Source organism: Deferrisoma palaeochoriense, from assembly GCF_054656955.1.
In genome coordinates, this window is record NZ_BAAHXI010000001.1 from 38,208 (window position 1) to 53,978 (window position 15,771).

A 15,771-nucleotide genomic window follows, 5' to 3' on the forward strand; every position below is an offset into this window, starting at 1 on the left:
CCCTTACCCCTCCGCCCGGAGGAGGTTTGCGGTCTCGATGGCGGCCATGGCGGCCTCAAACCCCTTGTTCCCGGCCTTGGAGCCCGCCCGTTCGATGGCCTGCTCCAGGGTGTCGGTGGTGAGCACCCCGAAGGTCACGGGAAGCCCGGTCTCCAGGGCGACCAGGGCCACGCCCTTGGCCACCTCGGAGGCGACGTAGTCGAAATGGGGGGTCGAGCCCCGGATCACCGCGCCCAGGCACACCACGGCGTCGAACCGGCCCGAGGTGGCGAGCTTTTTGGCCACGAGCGGGATCTCGAACGCGCCCGGCACCTTGTACACCCGGATCGCGTCCGGGTCCCCCCCGGTGCGGACCACGGCGTCCACGGCCCCCTCCACAAGCCGGTCGGTGACGAAGCTGTTGAACCGGCTCGCCACGAGGGCGATCCTAAGGCCCTGGCTGGTGAGCTTCCCCTCGATGAAAGCAGGCATGGCGTCTCCTCACGCGTCGGTCGGGCCGGGATCCCGGCGGTCGGGATCGATCCAGTGGCCCAGCTTTTCCTTCTTGGCTCGAAGATACCGCTCGTTCTCGGGGTGGGGCGGGATCTCGATGGGCACCCGCTCCACCACCTCGAGCCCGTATCCCTCGATGCCTACGATTTTCTTTGGATTGTTCGTCATGAGCCGGATGTTGCGGATGCCCAGGTCCACGAGGATCTGGGCCCCGATCCCGTACTCGCGCAGATCGGCCTGGAACCCCAGCTCCTCGTTGGCCTCCACCGTGTCCTTGCCCTGGTCCTGGAGGGCGTAGGCCTTGAGCTTGTTCACGAGCCCGATACCGCGGCCCTCCTGCCGGAGATAGAGGATCACGCCCCGGCCCTCCTCGGCGATCATGCGCATGGCCTGGTGGAGCTGGTCGCCGCAGTCGCACCGCAGGCTCCCGAACACGTCGCCGGTGAGGCACTCGGAGTGCACCCGCACGAGCACCGGCTCGTCCCCGGCCACGTCGCCCTTGACCAGGGCCACGTGGAGGTAGTCGTCCACGTCGTTCTCGTACACGATGGCCCGGAACTCCCCGCCGTAGGCCGTGGGAAGGCGGGTCTCGGCCGACCGGCGCACCAGCCGTTCGGTGCGCAGCCGGTACTCGATGATGTCGGCGATCGTGACGATGGGCAGCCCGTGCTCCTGGGAGAACCTCTCGAGCTCCGGGCGCCGGGCCATGGTGCCGTCGTCGTTCATGATCTCGCAGATCACGGCCGCGGGCTTGAGGCCCGCGAGCCGCGCCAGATCCACCGACCCCTCGGTCTGGCCGGTTCGCACGAGCACGCCTCCCTTGCGGGCGCGCAGCGGGAACACGTGGCCGGGCCGCACGAGATCCTCGGGCCGGGTGTCGTCGGCGATGGCCGTGAGGATGGTGGTGGCCCGGTCGTGGGCCGAGATCCCGGTGCTCACGCCCCGGCGGGCCTCGATGGACACGGTGAAGGCGGTCTGGAACGGGCTCGTGTTGTCGGAAACCATGGGCGGGAGCTTCAGGTAGTCGCACCGCTCCTCGGTCATGGCGAGGCAGATGAGCCCCCGGCCGTGCTTGGCCATGAAGTTGATGGCCTGGGGGGTCACCTTTTCCGCCGCGATGGCGAGGTCCCCCTCGTTCTCCCGGTCCTCGTCGTCCACCAGGATGACCATGCGGCCTTCCCGGAAGGCCTGGATGGCTTGTTTGACGCGTTCGATCGGCATGGGAATGTCCTGCTCCAAGCCGGCGCGCCGCCCGAACGGCGGGGCCGGGCCTTTGCTCATGGGGTTCAAAAGGGTCGAGGGCGGGTATTCTACTTCAGAAAGCCGCTGCGGGCCAAAAGCTCCCAGGTGACCCCGCCTTCGGCCGGGCGGCCCCCGAGGAGTTTCTCGACGTATTTCGCCAAGACATCGGCCTCCAGGTTGACCCGGTCGCCGGGGGATCGCTGGGCGAGCGCCGTGGCGTCCCAAGTGTGGGGGATCACGGCCACGGAGAACTGGCCGGCGCTCACCTCGTACACGGTGAGGCTCACCCCGTCCACGGCCACGGACCCCTTCTCCACGAGGTACCGGGCCACCGGGGGGGGAGCCTCGAACCGCACCACCCGAAACGCCCCCTCGGTCCGGATGCCCAGGACCCGGCCGGTGGCGTCCACGTGGCCGAGCACCAGGTGGCCGCCCAGACGGTCGCTGAGCCGAAGCGCCCGCTCGAGGTTCACCCGGCGGCCCGGCCGGAGGTCCGACAGGGTGGACCGGCCGAGGGTTTCGGGGGAGGCGTCGGCCGAGAACAGGCCCGGGGCGATCTCGGTGACCGTGAGGCACACCCCGTCCACGGCCACGGACTCCCCGAGCTCGAAATCGGCCGTGTCGAGGCGGGTGGCGATCCGCAGCCGCTTGCCGCCCGGCACGGCCGAGATCTCCCGGACCGTTCCCACGTCTTGCACGATGCCCGTGAACATGGTGGGTGCCCCTTCTCGCCTAGGCCGCTGAAGCGCCGGGCCCCGGGGACGGAGGAAGTCGGCCCGGACGGCCGGTCACGTAGAGGTCCGGGCCCACCCGTTCCCATTCGAGGTCCTCCACGGGCCAGGCCTCGGCGATCCGTTCCGGGCTCGCTCCCCCGAGCATGGGCGCCGCGTCCCGGCCCCCCAGGAGCCGCGGCGCGTAGAAGAGATGGATCCGGTCCGCCAACCCCGCGTCGAGGAACCGGCGGGCGGTCTCGGCTCCGCCCTCCACGAGGACCTCCATGCGCCCCGCGGCGTAGATCTCCTCGAGCAGTCGCCGGAGGTCGAGGCCCCGGGGCCCCTGGGGCAGCCGCAGCACCCGGGCGCCCCGGCGGGCGAGGGCCTCGATTCGGTCGGCCGGCGCCTCGGGGCCGCAGGCGATCCAGGTGGAAGGCGCCTCGCCGGGGGAGAGCATCCAGAGGGTTTCCGGCACGCGGGCCCGGGGATCCAGGACGACCCGCACCGTGGGCCGCTCCGGCTCTCCGGGGAGGCGAACCGTAAGCCGGGGATCGTCGGCCGCGGCCGTGCCCACGCCCACGATCACGACCCCGCACCGGTCCCGGAGGCGGTGGACCCGCTCCCGGCTCTGCGGCGATGTGATCCAGCGGCTGTCGCCGGATGCGGTGGCCGTCTTGCCGTCGAGGGTCGCGGCGAGCTTGAGGTGCACGAAGGCCCGGCCCTCCACGATGGAAAGGCAGAACGCCTCGTTGAGTCGCCGGGCCTCGGGTTCGAGTAACCCTACCTCCACCCGGACGCCGGCGGCCCTGAGCCGCTCGAACCCCCCGCCCGACACGGCGGGGTTGGGGTCGGCCATGGCGGCCACCACCCGCCGGACCCCGGCGGCCACAATGCGCTCGGTGCAGGGCGGCGTGCGGCCGTGGTGGGAGCAGGGCTCCAGGGTCACGTAGAGGTCGGCCCCCCGGGCGGCCGGCCCGGCCTCGTCAAGGGCGAACACCTCGGCGTGGGGCTCCCCGGCCCGGGGGTGGTAGCCCCGGCCGACGACGCGCCCGTCGCGCACCACCACGCACCCCACGGCCGGGTTGGGGCTCGTGCGACCGAGCCCCTTCCGGGCGAGGTCCAGGGCGAGGCCCATGTAGAACCGGTCGGCGGCCTCGGTCACGCGTCCTTCTGCCCCTCGAGGAACTCGCGCAGGGCGTCCACGAACTCGTCCACCCCGCGAAACTCCCGGTACACCGAGGCGAACCGTACGTAGGCCACCGGGTCGAGGGCCTGGAGTTCGGCCATGACCGCCTCGCCGATCTCCCGGCTGGGGACCTCCTTTCGGCCCTCCTCCTGGAGCCGGGCCTCGATCCGGTCCACGATGCGCTCGAGGCTGTCGGCCGACACGGGCCGCTTTTCGCACGCCTTCTTGATGCCGGCCAGGATCTTGAGCCGGTCGAAGGACTCCCGGCGGCCGTCCTTCTTGACCACCAGGGGCAGCGTGTCCTCGACCCGCTCGTAGGTGGTGAACCGGCGGCCGCAGGCCACGCACTCCCGCCGCCGTCGGATCACCTCGCCCTCCCGGGACACCCGGGAGTCGATGACCCGGTCCTCCTGTTCCCCGCAAAACGGACAGCGCACGGCTCACGCCTCCTCGGGTTCGCCCAGGGGCACGAGGTCGATGGCCGCGCTGCGCAGGAGGTCCCGGCTCAGCGGATCGGCGTAGCCCTGGAGGTAGTACACCCGGCGGATGCCGGCGTTGATGATCATCTTGGTGCAGATCACGCACGGGAGGTTCGTGCAGTACATGTCGGAGCCCTCGATCCGCACCCCGTGTTGGGCCGCCTGGAGGATGGCGTTCTGCTCGGCGTGGAGTCCCCGGCACAGCTCGTGGCGCTCGCCGGAGGGGATGCCCATCTCCTCCCGCAGGCACCCCACGTCGAGGCAGTGGGCTACGCCCGAGGGGGCGCCGTTATAGCCCGTGGCGAGGATCCGCTTGTTCTTCACGAGGATCGCCCCCACCTTGCGGCGGGTGCAGGTGGAGCGGGTCGCCACCAGCCGTGTGATCTCGATGAAGTACTCCTGCCAGGAAGGACGCATGATCGTGAACCTCGTTGCGTCGTCGTGGGTGGGATGTGGAGGCCAGCAGGGTGGAACGCCGGAAGGCGAGACCGCCCGTCTCCCTGGGCCGGCCCCTCCGGCCCGGCGAGCCGCGGCCCCGGGCTTCCGGTTGCCCTCCCCGGCGGGCGGGAAGGGAAGGGGGGCGGGTTCCCCCGGTTCAGGCCGCCCCGTCCAGGAGGTGGTGGTAGAAGGGGAACCGGCCGCACAGTTCCCGCATTTCGCCGCGCACCTGGGCCTCGGTGGTCTCGTCGCCGCACCGGGCGAGCACCCGGGCGATGGCGTCAGCGATGATCTCCATCTCCGCCAGGCCCATGCCCCGGGTCGTCACGATGGGCGTGCCGATGCGGATGCCGCTCGTGACGAAGGGGCTTCGGGTCTCGTAGGGGATGGCGTTCTTGTTCACCGTGATCCCGGCCCGGTCGAGGCACCGCTCGGCGTCGAGCCCGGTGAGGTCCTGGGGCGTCAGGTCCACCAGGAACAGGTGGTTGTCGGTGCCGCCCGAGACGATCCGGTAGCCGCGGCGGTCGAGCGCCTCGGCCATGGCCCGGGCGTTGGCCACGATCTGGTGGGCATAGTCCCGAAACGCCGGTGTCGCGGCCTCCCGAAACGCCACGGCCTTGGCCGCCACCTGGTGCATGAGGGGGCCGCCCTGGAGCCCCGGGAACACGGCCTTGTCCACGGCCTCGGCGTGCTCGGCCCGGCACAGCACGAGCCCGCCCCGGGGGCCCCGCAGGGTCTTGTGGGTGGTGCTCGTGACGATGTCGGCGTAGGGCACCGGGTTCGGGTGGGCCCCGCCGGCCACCAGACCCGCGATGTGGGCCATGTCCACCACCAGATAGGCCCCCACCTCGTCCGCGATCTCCCGGAAGGCCGCGAAGTCGAGCACCCGGGAGTAGGAGCTCGCGCCGGCCACGATCACGGCGGGCCGTTCCCGCCGGGCCACGTCGCGCACCTCGTCGTAGTCGATGGTGCCGGTGTCCCGCCGGACCCCGTAGGTCACGGCCCGGTACTGGCGGCCCGAGAAGCTCACGGGTGCCCCGTGGGTCAGGTGCCCCCCGTGGGCCAGGGCCATGCCGAGGATCGTGTCCCCGGGTTGGAGGAGCGCGTAGTAGGCCGCCATGTTCGCCGCCGAACCCGAAAGGGGCTGCACGTTGGCGTGGTCGGCGCCGAAAAGGGCCTTGGCCCGCTCGATGGCGAGTTGCTCCACCTCATCCACGAACCGGCACCCGCCGTAGTAGCGTTTGCCCGGGTACCCCTCTGCGTACTTGTTCGTGAGCACCGACCCCTGGGCCTCGAGCACGGCCTCCGAGGCGTAGTTCTCGGAGGCGATGAGCACGATGCCCTCCTCCTCCCGCCGGATCTCCCCCTGGATCGCGGCCCAGACGTCGGGGTCCTGTTCCGGAAGCACCGGGCGACGCTGGCGCTCGATTTCCCGGATCTTCTCGATCCGCCGCGCGTGGCGCCCCCCTTGAAACTGGGCCTCGAGCCAGACGCGCACCATCTCCCGGGCCAGGGCCGGGTCGGTGGTGCGGCCGCCGATCACGAGCACATTGGCGTCGTTGTGCTCCCGGGCCATCCGGGCCGTGTAGGTGTCGTGCACCAGCGCCGCCCGGACCCCCGGGACCTTGTTCGCCACGATGCTCATGCCGATCCCGGTGCCGCAAAGGAGGATACCCCGCTCGGCCTCCCCCCGGGCCACCCGGCGGGCCACCTCCACCCCGAACTCGGGGTAGTCCACGGGGTCGCCGTTCTCCGGCCCCAGGTCCCGGACCTCGTAGCCGAGTTCGCCGAGGAAGGCCTTGAGGTCCTCCTTGAGGGCGTAGCCCCCGTGGTCGCTGGAGATCAGGATCATGGCCGGCTTTACCCTTCGAATCTGCGAAAGAGGAGGGTTGCGTTGGTGCCGCCGAACCCGAAGGAGTTGGACAGGACCGCCCGGATCCGGCCCGGACGGGCCTCGTTGGGCACGTAGTCGAGGTCGCAGTCGGGGTCGGGCGTGTCGTAGTTGATGGTGGGGGGCGCCACCTGATCCCGGATCGCCAGCACCGAGAACACCGCCTCGACGCTCCCGGCGGCGCCCAGGAGATGGCCCGTCATGCTCTTCGTGGACGAAACCCAGAGCCGTTGGGCGTGGTCGCCGAACACCCGCTTGATCGCCAGGGTTTCGTAATAGTCGTTGAACGGGGTGCTCGTGCCGTGGGCGTTGATGTAGTCCACTTCGTCCGGGGCGAGCCCGGCCGACCGCAGGGCCGCCTGCATGCACCGGGCCGCGCCGTCGCCCTCGGGGTCGGGGGCCGTGATGTGGTAGGCGTCGCAGGTCGCCCCGTACCCCAGGAGTTCGGCGTAGATCTTGGCTCCCCGGGCCCGGGCCCGTTCGAGTTCTTCGAGCACCAGCACGGCCCCGCCCTCGCCCATGACGAACCCGTCCCGGTCCTTGTCAAAGGGCCGGCTCGCCCTTTCGGGCTCGTCGTTGCGGGTGGAGAGGGCCCGCATGGCGTTGAACCCGGCCACGGCCAGGGGGGTGATGGTGGACTCCACGCCGCCGGCCAGCATGACGTCGGCGTCGCCCCGCCGGATGGCGTGCCAGGCCTCCCCGATGGAATGGGCCCCGGTGGCGCAGGCCGTGACGATGGAGAGGTTCGGGCCCTTGGCGCCCGTGAGGATCGCCACGTATCCGGGGGCCAGGTTTGCGATGACCATGGGGATGAAAAACGGGCTCACCCGCCGGGGCCCCGACTCCAGGAGCACCTTGTGCTGGTTCTCGATCTCGGGAAGCCCCCCGAGGCCGGCCCCGATCGAGGTGCCGACCTGCTCGGCGTTCTCCGGGGTGATCTCCAGCCCTGCGTCCTCGACGGCCATCTTGGCCGAGGCCACGGCGTACTGGATGAAGGTGTCCATCTTCTTGGCGTCGCGCCGGTCCATGAACGCCGCCGGGTCGAACCCCCGGACCTCGGCGGCGATCTGGGTCTTCAGGCCCGCCGCGTCGAACTTGGTGATCGGGCCCACGCCCGACCGGCCGGCGAGACAGCTCTTCCAGGTCTCCTCCACGCCCACGCCCAGGGGGGTGACGCACCCCAGGCCGGTGACCACCACTCGTCGTGCTGCCACGTCGCTCCTCCTGAACCCGCTTCGGGCGGGTTCATTAGGGAAGGGAGCCAGACCCGGCGGGCCTGGCTCCCTTCCCTAACCGCCGAACGTTTTCCCTTACGCCGCCAACTTCGACTTGATGTAGTCGATGGCGTCCTGCACGGTGCGGATCTTCTCCGCGTCCTCGTCGGGGATCTCCTGGTCGAACTCCTCCTCCAGGGCCATGACGAGTTCCACGGTGTCGAGGCTGTCGGCCCCGAGGTCCTCGATGAACCGCGCCTCGGGCACGATCTTCTCCTCGTCGACCCCCAACTGCTCGGCGATGATCTTCTTGACGGTTTCCTCGATGTTCGCGCTCATCTCTCCCTCTCTTTCGTTTCGGGTTTCAGGGACTAGCCCATATACATGCCCCCGTTCACGTGGAGCACCTGGCCCGTGATGTACGCCGCCCGATCCGACGCGAGGAACGCCACGGCCTCCGCCACGTCCTCGGGTCGGCCCAGGCGCGCCAGCGGGACCTGGGACAGGAGCCCCTCCCGCACGGCCTCGGGCAGTTCGGCGGTCATGTCCGTGGCGATGTAGCCGGGGGCCACGGCGTTCACCCGCACCCCTCGGTTGGCGTACTCCCGGGCGAGGCTCCGGGTAAGGCCCTCGAGCCCGGCCTTGGCGGCGCAGTAGTTGGGCTGGCCGGGGTTGCCCAGGGCCCCCACCACGCTCGAGATGTTCACGATGGCCCCCGACTTGGCCCGCACCATGGGCCGGAGGCAGGCCTTGGCGCACAGGAACGCACCCGTGAGGTTTGTGTCGATCACGGCCCGCCAGTCCTCGAGCTTCATCCGCAGGGCCAGGTTGTCCCGGGTGATGCCGGCGTTGTTCACGAGGATGTCGATGCGGCCCCACGCCTCGAGGGCTCGGCCCACGGCCGCCTCGACGCTCTCAGGGTCCGATACGTCGAGGCCCGCCCCGAGGGCCTCGGCCGGGAGTTCCGCGGCCACCCGGGCGGCGGCCTCGGCGTCGCGGCCCGTCACGAGCACGCGGGCGCCCTCGCGGCTGAGGCGCTCGGCCACGGCCCGGCCGATGCCCCGGGTGGAGCCGGTGACAATGGCGACCTTTCCCTCGAACTCCATGGGTCTCCTCGAAGCGTCGAAACCGGACGCGGGTCCTCCCGCTACCCGAGGAAGGCCTTCAGCGTCTCGGGATCCTCCACGTTGGCCACGGTTACGCTCCGGTCGATCCGGCGCACCAGCCCGGAGAGCACCTTCCCCGGCCCCACCTCCACGAACCGGTCCACCCCCAGGGCCCGGAGCGCCTTCACGCACTCCTGCCATCGGACCCGGTTGCTCACCTGGGCCACGAGCCGGGGCACCACGTCGTCGGCCGACCGGTAGGGCTGGGCGTCCACGTTGGCGACCACCGGGAACCGGGGCGGACGCACCTGCACGCGCCGCAGTTCGGCCTCGAGCCGTTGCCCCGCCGGTTCCATGAGGGAACAGTGGAAAGGGGCGCTGACCGCGAGTTCCACGGCCCGCTTGGCCCCGGCCTCTTTCGCCGCCCCGCAGGCCTCGGCGACGGCGGCCGTGTGTCCGGAGATCACGACCTGCCCCGGGCAGTTGTCGTTGGCCACCTCCACCACGTGGTCCGGCCGGTGAATCCTCCGGCAGATCTCCTCCACCTCGGCCAGGTCCAGGCCCAGGATCGCGGCCATGGTACCCTGGCCCACGGGCACCGCCTCCTGCATGAACCGGCCCCGTTTTTCCACCAGGCGCACGGCGTCCGGAAGGGAGAGGACCTCCGCCGCCACGAGGGCCGAGTACTCCCCGAGGCTGTGGCCGGCCACCGCGGCCGGGGGAGGCGCGCCCGCCTCCTCGAGGGCCCGCAGGCACGCCACGCTCGCGGTAAGGATGGCGGGCTGGGTGTTCTCGGTGAGCCGGAGGGCGTCTTCCGGGCCCTCGAAGATGAGCCTCGAAAGGGGGCGGCCCAGGGCCTCGTCGGCCTGGCGGAACACCTCCCGGGCGGCCGCCGACACCTCGGCGAGCGCGCGGCCCATGCCCACGTACTGGGAACCCTGGCCCGGAAACAGATACGCGGTGCTCATGGTGCGGGTGACTCCCGGCGGCGGGAAGGCCCTGATGGAATCGGGGTACGGGGACGAGATCCGCGAGACTATACGTAAGGACGGCGGGCGCGCGCAACCCCCCGCGCTACCACCGGATGAGGGCGGCGCCGTAGGTGAACCCCGCGCCGAAGGCGTCGAGGAGCACGAGGTGCCCGGGGCGGATTTTGCCCGATCGCGCCATCTCATCGAGCGCGATGGGCACCGAGGCGGCCGAGGTGTTCCCGTACCGGTCCACGTTCACATACACCCGGTCTTCGGGCACTTTGAGCCGCAGGCGCACGGCGTCGATGATCCGACGGTTGGCCTGGTGGGGCACGAACCAGTCCACCTCGTCGCCGTGGACGCCGGCTTCCTCGAGCACCTCCTCGGCCACCTGGTGGAGCGTGCGCACGGCGACCTTGAACACCTCGTTGCCCTGCATCTTCACGTAGTGGAGGCGCTGCGCGAGGCTTTCGGGGCTGGGCGGGTGGCGGGATCCGCCGCCGGGCATGTGGAGAAGCGGCCAGTAGGAGCCGTCGGCCGCCATCCGGGTGGCCAGCACGCCCCGGTCGGGGTCGGGGGAGGGGCCGAGGACGACCGCTCCCGCCCCGTCGCCAAAGAGCACGCAGGTGGCCCGGTCGTCCCAGTCCACGATCCGGCTCAGCGTTTCGGCGCCGATCGCGAGCACGTGGCGCGCCGCGCCGGAGCGGATGAACCCGTCGGCCACGGCGAGCGCGTAGAGGAACCCGGTGCAGCCGGCGCTCAGGTCGAAGGCCATCTGCCCCCGGGTCCCGAGGCGGTCCTGCAGGAGGCACGCGGTGGCCGGGAACCCGAGGGCCGGGGTCACGGTGGCCACGAGGATGAGATCGAGGTCGTCGGGACCGAGGCCGGCCGCGTCCAGGGCCTGCCGGGCCGCTTCCTCGCACAGGTCGCACGTGTCGACCCCCTCCGGGGCGATCCGGCGCTCCCGGATGCCGGTGCGCGTGCGGATCCACTCGTCGCTCGTGTCCACGCGGGCTTCCAGGTCGTGGTTGGTGACCACCCGGTCGGGCAGACACCGCCCGGTGCCCAGCACGGCCGCCCGCGGGGGGTGTCGTCGTTCGGTCAAGGCTACGCCTCTGGCTCAGGTTCGGCGGGCTCTTCGCGGTCCCGGGCCTCCCGACGGGGGTGCACCAGCCGGTCCTTGAGGTGCGCCCAGAAGCCGCCCTTGGCGGCCCAGGCCCCGATGTCGTGGCTTCGTTCGAGCAGTTGCGTCATGTGGAGGTTGACCCGGCGGTCGGCGAAATCCCGGGCCACCCGGATGGCGTTACGGATGGCCCGGGCGTTCGAGGATCCGTGGGCCACGATCCCCACGCCGTTGATGCCCAGCAGGGGCGCCCCCCCCACCTCGGCGTAGTCCATGCGGTGCCGGAGCCGCTCGAAGGCCCCCCGGGCGAAAAGGTACCCGATGCGGGGGGCGAGGCCGCGCCGGAACTCCTCCCTGAGCATCTGCCCCACGGCCTTGGCGAGGCCCTCCGAACTCTTGAGGATCGCGTTACCCACGAACCCGTCGCACACCACCACGTCGGCGGCGCCGTTGAACACCTCGCGGCCCTCCACGTAGCCCAGGTAGTGGATCCGGGACTGTTTAAGGGCCTGGTGGGCCGCCCGGGTGGTGTCGGTGCCCTTCGTCTCCTCCTCGCCGTTCGACAGGAGACCCACCCGGGGGCGCTCGGTCCCGAGGACCAGCCGGGCGAACACCTCCCCCATAAGCGCGAACTGCACGAGGTGCACCGGCTTGCAATCCACGTTCGCGCCCACGTCGAGGAGCACGGTGGCCCCCGAAAGGGACGGCAGCACGGCCGCGATCGCGGGCCGGTCGACCCCGGGCAGGAGACGGAGCACGAGCATGGCAAGGGCCATGGCGGCTCCGGAGTTTCCGGCGCTCACCACGGCCCGGGCCTCGCCCGCCTTGACGAGTTCGAAGGCCACGCGAAGCGACGAGTCCCTCTTGCGGCGCACGGCCACCGAGGGGCTCTCGTGCATGCCCACCGCCTCGGAGGCGTGCTTGATCGAGATCGGAAGCCCGTCGATCCTGTGGCGCTCGAGGTGTTGGAGCACGATCTCCCGATCGCCCACCAGGATCACGTGGGTGCCGAAGTCCCGGGCCGCCCAGACGGCCCCTTCGATCACCGCCTCGGGGGCGTAGTCGCCCCCCATGGCGTCAACGGCGATCCGCATGGGCGGGGGTTAGAACTCTTCCTCTTCCTGGGGCAGCACCTCCCGGCCCTTGTACGTGCCGCACGCAAGGCACGCCCGATGGGGGGGCTTGGGCTCGAGGCACCGGGGGCAGGTGTCGAGGTTCGGGGCCCCGAGCGCGAGGTGGGACCTGCGTTTGCGCTTGCGGGCCACGGAGTGGCGTTTTCTGGGTACGGCCATGGGATTCTCCTTGTGTTCGATGGGGTCGGGCTTGCGTCCCGGAAGGAACCGCTACGCCCCGCGGGCCGCCTTCCACCGGGCCAGAACGGCAAACCGGGGGTCGGGGGCCTCGGTCCGGCACTCGCAGGGCACCCGGTTCCGGTCGGCCCCGCACACCGGGCAAAGCCCGAGGCAGTCGTCGCGGCACACCGGGTAGTCGGGCAACGCAAGCAGAATCTGTTCCACCGCGATTCCCCCGAGGTCGAGGCTGTCTCCGACGAGTTCCTCCACCTCCATGTCTTCGCGCCGGAGTTCGTGCTCGCCGTGGGACCGGTCCAGGTCGGTCACGAAGGTCAGGTGAAAGGCCTCGGACACCGCGCGGTCGTGGGGTTCCAGGCACCGCACGCACCGGCAGCGCACCGTGGCCCGGACCTCCCCGGTCACGAAGACATCGGACCCCGAGCGCTGGAGCCGCGCCACGCCCGAGATCCCCGAGATCCATTCCACTTCGACCCAGCCCCGTTCCCGTGCGAGGTCGCGGGCACCGGTGGGCCCGAACTCCAGGAGGCAGTCCAGGCCGCCGGCGGGGATCTGGTCGATGGACAGGATGCGTTTGGCTGACACGTTCGGTTCCTCCGAGGCACAATAAGCCGCCCATTATATCCGGGTCCGTCCTCAGGTCAAGTTTCCCGTTCCCTTCCCCTCGTGCAGCGCGGGGAGCGTGCTTGTGCCTGGGGGCTCAACCCCGTATACTTCAAACCTTTCAGGGCTAAAAATACGGAAACCCGTCTCCGCCAAGGAGGCCGCGATGCGGTGGATCGTCTCGGTCGCAATGGTTCTGGCGCTCGCGGGGGGCGCCCTGGCCCAACCCCCGGAGGCGCGCCTCAGGAAGGAGGCGGGGAACTATTACCTAAAGAAGCGCGAGTACGAGAAGGCGAAGGACGAGTACCTCGCGGCGCTCCAGGTGGATCCGGACTACCCTGAAGCCCACTACAACCTGGGCGTGGTGTATTTCTTCCGCCTCCAGGACTATCCCCGGGCACTTTATCACTTTGTGCGGTACGCCGAACTCCAGCCCGACGCCTCGGATCTGGACCAGGTCCGGCAGTTGACCCTCCAGGCTCTGGAGCGCATCGAGAAGGCCGAGAGGGAGGCGTACGAAAGGGCCCTGGCGGCGGGGACCGTGGAAGCCCTGGAGGCGTTCCTCCGGGAACATCCCGATTCGGCCTACCGCGAGGATGCCCAGAAGAAGCTGGAGATCCTTAGGAAGTACCAGGAGGAGAAGGCGCGCTGGGAGCAGGAGGTGAACGCGGCCTACCAGCGCGCTTTGGTCGAGGGAACCCCGGAGGCCCTGGATGCGTTCCTGGCCCGGTACCCCGACGCGCCTCAGGCGGCCGAGGCCCGGCGCCTGCGGGAGGCGTGGGCCAAGGAGCAGCAGGCGGAGCGGGAGGCCTACGAGAAGGCGCAAGCCGAGGGGACGCCCGAGGCCCTGGAGGCGTTTCTGGCGGCGTACCCCGAGGGGCGGTATGCCATCGAGGCCCAGCGGCGACTCGACCACCTGCGGGCCGCGGAAAAGGCCTTCCGGATCGCCAAGGAAGCCCGTTCGGTTTCCGGGCTGGAGGCGTTTCTGGAAACCTACCCGGGGACCCCCCACGAGGCCGAGGCTCGGGAGCTCCTAGCGCAACTGCGGGCGGAGGAGGAGGCGCGGAAAGCCCGGGAGGCCGAGGAGGCGGCGGCCAGAGCCCGGGAAGAGGAGGCTCGCAGGGCCCGGGAGGCCGAGGAGGCGGCCCGGCGGGAGCGGGAGGCGGTGCTCCGGGCCCAGGCCGATCAGGCCTGGGCCGAGGCCGAGGCGGCGGACACGGCCGAGGCGTACGAAGCGTTCCGCGCGGCCTACCCGGACCACCCCATGGCCGAGGAGGCCCGCCGGAGGGCCGCCGTGATCCGCGACCGCGCCCAGGTGGCCCCGGCGCCCCCCGCGGCGGCACCGGCGGAAACAGCCCTGGAGGCGGACTGGAAGCGGGCCCAGGCGGCGGACACGGCCGAGGCGTACCGGTCGTTTCTCGAAGCCCATCCCGAGGGGGAGGAGGCCGAGGCGGCCCGGCGCCGGTTGGAGGAACTCGAGGCCCGGGTCGAGGAGGCCGAGCAGAGCCTTCCCCGGGAGAAGCGAAAGGCCCTGGAGCGGTACCGGAAGATGCTGCAGGGGAACTGATACCAAGTTGCGTTGAAACAGACACCCAGCCCGGGGGTTCGGCAAGGGGCCTGGTTCCGGCCGTGCCGAGTGCGGCATCCGGCTACTGTAGGAGCCACGCCCGGCGCTCCACCAGGCCCCTCGCCGGGCCGAATCGGGAAACCGTAGCTTTGAACGCAACTTGGTATGAGGCCACAGCCAAGGTGCAAAAAACGGGCGCCCTCGGAGGGGGCGCCCGTTTTTCGGTTCCGCCGGGGATCAGGCCTGGGCTTCGGGCCGGATCTCGCCCCCCTGGCCCGCCGCCCGCAGGAGGTAGGCCTCCATGAAGGCGTCGAGTTCCCCATCGAGCACCCGGTCCACGTCGCCCTCCTCGAGGCCGGTACGGTGGTCCTTGATCTTTCGGTACGGCTGGAGCACGTAAGAGCGGATCTGGCTTCCCCAGGCGATCTCCCGTTTCTCTCCCTGCTGGGCCTCCCACTCCTCCTCGCGCTTTCGCCGTTCCAGGTCGAGGAGACGGGCTTTGAGGATCCGCATCGCGTTGGCCCGGTTTTTGTGCTGGCTTCGTTCGCTCTGGCAGGTGACCACGATGCCAGTGGGCAGATGGGTCACGCGCACCGCCGATTCCGTCCGGTTCACGTGCTGTCCCCCGGCCCCGCTCGCCCGGAACACGTCGACCCGCAGGTCGTTCTCGTCGATCTCCACCTCCACGTCCTCTTCCACCTCGGGATACACGCTCACCGAGGCGAACGAGGTGTGCCGGCGGGCCTGGGCGTCGAACGGGCTGATCCGCACAAGCCGGTGGACCCCCTCTTCGGCCTTGAGATAGCCGTAGGCGTAGGGACCCGACACCGTGAAGGTTACGTTCTTGATGCCGGCTTCGTCGCCGGGCAGTTCGTCGACGATCTCCACGGTGTACCCCCTCTTCTCGGCCCACCGGAGGTACATGCGAAGGAGCATCTGGGCCCAGTCCTGGGCTTCGGTGCCCCCCGCCCCCGCGTTGATGGCCACGATCGCGTCCCCCGCATCATGGGGGCCGCCGAGCATGGCCCGCAGCTCCATGTCGCGGACGCCCCGGGCCACCGCCCCGAGGCGTTCCTCGGCCTCCCGCACCAGCTCCTCGTCTCCCTCCTCCTCCCCGAGTTCCCAGGCGACCCGGCACTCCTCGAGCTCGTCGTGGAGGTGGTTCCAGCGGTCCACCTCCTCGACGAGCCGCTCACGCTCCTTCCCCAACCGGGCTGCGGCCTCCGGGTCGTCCCAGAAGTCGGGACGGGCCATGAGGGCGTCGAGTTCGGCTATACGCTTCTCCTTGCCGGCCAGGTCAAAGATGCCTCCATAGGTCGGTGAGTCGGCGGTGCAGGTCGTCGAGTCGCTCGATGTCGGGCATGGTCCGAGACTCCTGCGCGGAGAGGGGATGGTCGGCCTAGCGGCGGCCCGGCGGGCGCCTCCGGTCGCCCGGA

Annotated in this window: 17 protein-coding genes and 1 pseudogene; 1 reads left to right on the top strand and 17 read right to left on the bottom strand. The window is 70.7% G+C overall.

Annotation, left to right across the window (positions count from 1 at the left end):
- Positions 1-3 precede the first annotated feature (3 nt).
- From ribH to ACYQ8L_RS00240, 16 genes and pseudogenes are all read right to left on the bottom strand, one after another.
- Positions 4-471, bottom strand: a complete 468-nt coding sequence (gene ribH, locus ACYQ8L_RS00165; RefSeq protein WP_459939725.1) for a 6,7-dimethyl-8-ribityllumazine synthase — start codon at positions 469-471, stop codon at positions 4-6.
- 9 nt (positions 472-480) lie between these two features.
- Positions 481-1,713: a bifunctional 3,4-dihydroxy-2-butanone-4-phosphate synthase/GTP cyclohydrolase II gene (locus ACYQ8L_RS00170; protein WP_459939726.1), complete on the bottom strand. Its 1,233-nt coding sequence runs from the start codon at positions 1,711-1,713 to the stop codon at positions 481-483.
- A gap of 89 nt (positions 1,714-1,802) precedes the next feature.
- Entirely contained in the window at positions 1,803-2,447 is a 645-nt protein-coding gene (locus ACYQ8L_RS00175; RefSeq protein ID WP_459939727.1) for a riboflavin synthase, read from the bottom strand.
- 19 nt (positions 2,448-2,466) lie between these two features.
- Positions 2,467-3,609 (bottom strand): bifunctional diaminohydroxyphosphoribosylaminopyrimidine deaminase/5-amino-6-(5-phosphoribosylamino)uracil reductase RibD, encoded by a 1,143-nt coding sequence (ribD, locus tag ACYQ8L_RS00180; protein WP_459939728.1) that lies wholly within the window; start codon positions 3,607-3,609, stop codon positions 2,467-2,469.
- Positions 3,606-4,070 (bottom strand): transcriptional regulator NrdR, encoded by a 465-nt coding sequence (nrdR, locus tag ACYQ8L_RS00185; protein ID WP_459939729.1) that lies wholly within the window; start codon positions 4,068-4,070, stop codon positions 3,606-3,608. The genes ribD and nrdR overlap by 4 nt, the downstream gene beginning before the upstream one ends.
- Positions 4,071-4,073: 3 nt before the next feature.
- The gene (locus tag ACYQ8L_RS00190) at positions 4,074-4,532 is read right to left on the bottom strand and encodes a deoxycytidylate deaminase (RefSeq protein WP_459939855.1); all 459 of its coding nucleotides are present in this window, start codon (positions 4,530-4,532) and stop codon (positions 4,074-4,076) included.
- A gap of 175 nt (positions 4,533-4,707) precedes the next feature.
- Positions 4,708-5,958, bottom strand: coding sequence for a serine hydroxymethyltransferase (locus tag ACYQ8L_RS00195; RefSeq protein WP_459939856.1), 1,251 nt, complete (start codon positions 5,956-5,958; stop codon positions 4,708-4,710).
- A gap of 24 nt (positions 5,959-5,982) precedes the next feature.
- A pseudogene (rpiB, locus tag ACYQ8L_RS00200) lies at positions 5,983-6,402 on the bottom strand (ribose 5-phosphate isomerase B); the annotation flags it as partial.
- Positions 6,403-6,410: 8 nt separating this feature from the next.
- Positions 6,411-7,655, bottom strand: coding sequence for a beta-ketoacyl-ACP synthase II (gene fabF / locus ACYQ8L_RS00205; RefSeq protein ID WP_459939730.1), 1,245 nt, complete (start codon positions 7,653-7,655; stop codon positions 6,411-6,413).
- Between the two features lie 96 nt (positions 7,656-7,751).
- Entirely contained in the window at positions 7,752-7,994 is a 243-nt protein-coding gene (gene acpP / locus ACYQ8L_RS00210) for an acyl carrier protein (protein WP_459939731.1), read from the bottom strand.
- 32 nt (positions 7,995-8,026) lie between these two features.
- Positions 8,027-8,761 carry a 3-oxoacyl-ACP reductase FabG gene (gene fabG / locus ACYQ8L_RS00215; protein ID WP_459939732.1) on the bottom strand — a complete coding sequence of 245 codons (735 nt, stop codon included), beginning with the start codon at positions 8,759-8,761 and terminating at the stop codon, positions 8,027-8,029.
- 41 nt (positions 8,762-8,802) lie between these two features.
- The gene (gene fabD / locus ACYQ8L_RS00220) at positions 8,803-9,729 is read right to left on the bottom strand and encodes an ACP S-malonyltransferase (protein WP_459939733.1); all 927 of its coding nucleotides are present in this window, start codon (positions 9,727-9,729) and stop codon (positions 8,803-8,805) included.
- A 106-nt stretch (positions 9,730-9,835) separates the two neighbouring features.
- The gene (locus ACYQ8L_RS00225) at positions 9,836-10,837 is read right to left on the bottom strand and encodes a beta-ketoacyl-ACP synthase III (protein WP_459939734.1); all 1,002 of its coding nucleotides are present in this window, start codon (positions 10,835-10,837) and stop codon (positions 9,836-9,838) included.
- Positions 10,838-10,839: 2 nt separating this feature from the next.
- Complete coding sequence (gene plsX / locus ACYQ8L_RS00230) at positions 10,840-11,949, bottom strand: phosphate acyltransferase PlsX (protein ID WP_459939735.1); 1,110 nt, start codon at positions 11,947-11,949, stop codon at positions 10,840-10,842.
- 9 nt (positions 11,950-11,958) lie between these two features.
- Complete coding sequence (rpmF, locus tag ACYQ8L_RS00235; RefSeq protein WP_459939736.1) at positions 11,959-12,147, bottom strand: 50S ribosomal protein L32; 189 nt, start codon at positions 12,145-12,147, stop codon at positions 11,959-11,961.
- Positions 12,148-12,198: 51 nt separating this feature from the next.
- The gene (locus ACYQ8L_RS00240; RefSeq protein ID WP_459939737.1) at positions 12,199-12,750 is read right to left on the bottom strand and encodes a YceD family protein; all 552 of its coding nucleotides are present in this window, start codon (positions 12,748-12,750) and stop codon (positions 12,199-12,201) included.
- Positions 12,751-12,934: 184 nt separating this feature from the next.
- Here ACYQ8L_RS00240 and bamD point away from each other — a divergent pair, with 184 nt between their 5' ends.
- Entirely contained in the window at positions 12,935-14,335 is a 1,401-nt protein-coding gene (bamD, locus tag ACYQ8L_RS00245; protein ID WP_459939738.1) for an outer membrane protein assembly factor BamD, read from the top strand.
- Between the two features lie 237 nt (positions 14,336-14,572).
- Here bamD and prfB read toward each other — a convergent pair.
- Positions 14,573-15,698, bottom strand: a protein-coding gene (prfB, locus tag ACYQ8L_RS00250; RefSeq protein WP_459939739.1) for a peptide chain release factor 2 whose coding sequence is annotated in 2 segments (ribosomal slippage) — positions 14,573-15,634 and positions 15,636-15,698 — 1,125 coding nt in all. Because the reading frame shifts where the segments join, the coding sequence is not laid out codon by codon here.
- Positions 15,699-15,771: the final 73 nt, after the last annotated feature.